At 50.5% G+C, this 3,043-nt stretch carries 1 protein-coding gene; it reads right to left on the reverse strand.

The genetic code is table 11. The annotated features are described in order from the left end of the window. Positions 1 to 3,043, reverse strand: a 3,043-nt coding sequence (locus tag ACTIE6_RS11160) for a PVC-type heme-binding CxxCH protein (RefSeq protein WP_439556707.1), incomplete at both ends; no start/stop codon positions are given.

Here is a 3,043-nt window from a genome sequence, read left to right on the forward strand (position 1 = left end):
GCTCGTCAATAGGTAATTCTCCTGATGTCTTACTGTATGCAGGTTGAATAACTGCGTTCGGATTTTTGGCAGAGGAAACCCAACTTTCCAAATCACTGATTGCGGCATGTTTTTTACCCGAAACACTTTCCCATCTTCTTACAAACCGCGTATTCGGCACTCTGTAATCACCCGATTCGCCCAGCTTGGTTAAAAACCCGATCAGGTTGATAAATTCTTCCTGACTCAATCCGGCAGTTAACCCAGGCGGCATCAGCGAGCCTGGTACTTTTTCCATTACCTGCAACTGGCTTTTCGGAATGGAAACCTCCCTGCCCGTCACGTCCCGGATCACCACATCAGAAGCGCCGTCGGAAGCGAGGTACCCCATTAACTCCGATCCGTCTTTTTTCACAACTCTTTTCAAATCATAACCTTCCTTGATCGACTCGCTTGGGTAAAGGATAGATTTAATGATGGTCTCAGCCGGTGAACTTGTACCTAAACTGCTCAGATCAGGACCGATCAACCCGCCTGCACCGCCAATTGCGTGACAAGTTGTACAGCTCGATTCGACTCTGCGGAAGATCAACTCTCCCTTCGCGGGATCCGCCTTTTCACTAACCAGCTTCGCAAGTCCTGCAATTTGTTGTTCGTTTAAATCCTGCGGCATTTTCTGCGTCGGCAAAGTTCCGCCCGAAGCTTCTAGTGCATTGACCAGAATTTTCATTTCATCAATATTCTGCCTCGTCCAGCCCGCGCGGGAGCGAACCAGCTGGCGTCCCGTTTTTGCAGCCGCCTCCGGTATTTTTTTGGCAGCAATAGCCCCACCCAATGCAGCTGCACCCGGATTTGTACCGATAAATGCAACAAAAAGCTCGGTCAGGTCAGTATCTGCGGGTAAAGTGCGGATCAGGTCGGCGGCTATCGGCGCTCCCGCTTTGGGATCAACCGAAGCCAGTTGGGCGGCAGCAACAACACGCACGTCGGCAGGGTTCTTAGGTCCTGTCAAATCCATCATCAACTTCTGCGCTTTGGCTTTGTCGATAGCCGCCAGTGCGCCGAGTGCCGCTTTTTTAGTATCCGTATCGCCTGATTTTACAAGATCCGTCAACCTGGTATTCAGCTGATTGAGTTTCCACAAACCTGCCAACCTGATCGCAGCCAGACTTACGGCATCGTCGTCGCTATCGATGAATGCAGCCACAGCCTCCGGATTTTTGTCGGGCTGCACATTGCGCTGCCGCGCCGCATCTTCCAATGCAGCCAGCTGCGCACCTACGTTTTTATCCTTATTTTGAAGCGACAATTCGAGGAGCATATTCAGATCGGCAGGTTGGCCAGTTCTGGCAATAGAGCTGAGTACATCCCTTTGATAATCCTCAGGTACCTGCCCTTTCTGATACAATTTCACGAGCAAAGTAGCCGCATCAGCGCTTGTTGCAGATTTCAATGCATAAGCTGTCTTCTTTGCGTCACCAAGAAATTCGGGCTCGGATTTCAGCTTGGCCAGCCACACCGGTTCCAGCTCGCGAATGGTTTGCCACAATGCAAAATCCAGGAATTCATCCATTTGCCCGTCCAATGCAAGCAATGCAGTTTTAGCAGCTTCCGGGGTTCTGGTTTTCCGCAATGCGATCACAGATTCCAGGCGTACCTGCGCGTGTTGGTCTTTGATGGATTTGGCAAGAAGCGCGGGTACATTGTTCATTTTGGGGTACCAAAGTTCCAGCGCGCGCAATGCAGCCGCACGTGCATTGTGGCTTTTTGCATTCAAAAGTTCAAGTAAAATCGGCTGATTTACTGTTTCCATTGTTTGGTAAACCCACAATCCTTCGAGCAGGTTATGCTCATAGTTTGCATCATTCTTATCCAAGCCAGCTACCCATTTTTGCAAAGCAGGTATCACTTCTTTCGCGCCTATGGCTTTCAAAACCTGCTTGGCTTGCAGGCGCGTCCATTCTTCGGGTAGTTTTAATGCGTCCAGTAATTCGGTAGTACTGGCTTTTGTAAGCTGCGGCTTGTTTACAAGCGGACGGTTTTTAGCCACAATCCGCCATATCCTGCCATGCTGCTGGTCACGGCGCGGATCGTGGAAATCTACTTCGCCGTGCTGGATAATTGGGTTATACCAATCGGCAACATAAATCGCGCCGTCGGGACCTACATTAATATCCACCGGCCGGAAAGCCACATTATCTGTCCACATCAGATCATCAGCCTGCTTCGAAGCATAGCCTGAGCCCTGTTCTTCCAGCCTGAAACTGTTGATCCGGTTGGCGCGGAAATCGTTGGTGATCATTCTTCCCTGCCACGCATCCGGCAAATGTCTGCCCGAAACCACATCCAGTCCGCTATGCTTGGGCTGACCCGGATTTAAGCCTCTTATAATGCGGGCTGCACCTGGTGCGGTCACAAACGTAGCGCCCGGAAATCCGTAGTTAATACCTTCTCCACCAGCCCCGTCGGTCAGGAACGATTGTCCCCAGCGGTCAAACTGCAAACCCCAGGGATTGACCAGACCGCGTACATACACCTCCATATCGAGATTCCGCGTGTTCAAAGCCCAGGTACCGCCTCCTTCCAATCTTTTAATGCCAAATGGCGTTTCAACGTGGCTGTAAATGTAAATCGACTGGTTGAAATACATTCTTCCCTCTGGTCCCCAGCGAAAAGTATGGATCAAATGGTGGGTATCCCCGGTTCCGAATCCATTCAAAATCCGGCGCTTCTTATCAGCCTTTCCATCTCCGTCCGTATCTGAAAAATGCAGGATTTCAGTAGAATTCGCCACATAGCAGCCGCCGTCGCCTGGCAGGATACCGGTAGGCTGGATCAATCCTTCGGCAAAAACAGTAGACTTATCTGCCTTACCATCACCATCCGTATCTTCCAGAATAAAAATCTTGTCATTCGCAGATTCCCCCGTTTTCAAATGCGGATAAACCGTGCTGCTCACCACCCACAATCTGCCCTCCGCATCCCAGTTCATCTGAATGGGCTTTGCCACCATCGGATCAGCCGCAAACAGTGTAACTTCAAATCCATCGGCCACCTTAAAAGA

It is taken from the genome of Dyadobacter sp., assembly GCF_051859145.1.
Taxonomy (GTDB): Bacteria; Bacteroidota; Bacteroidia; order Cytophagales; family Spirosomataceae; genus Dyadobacter.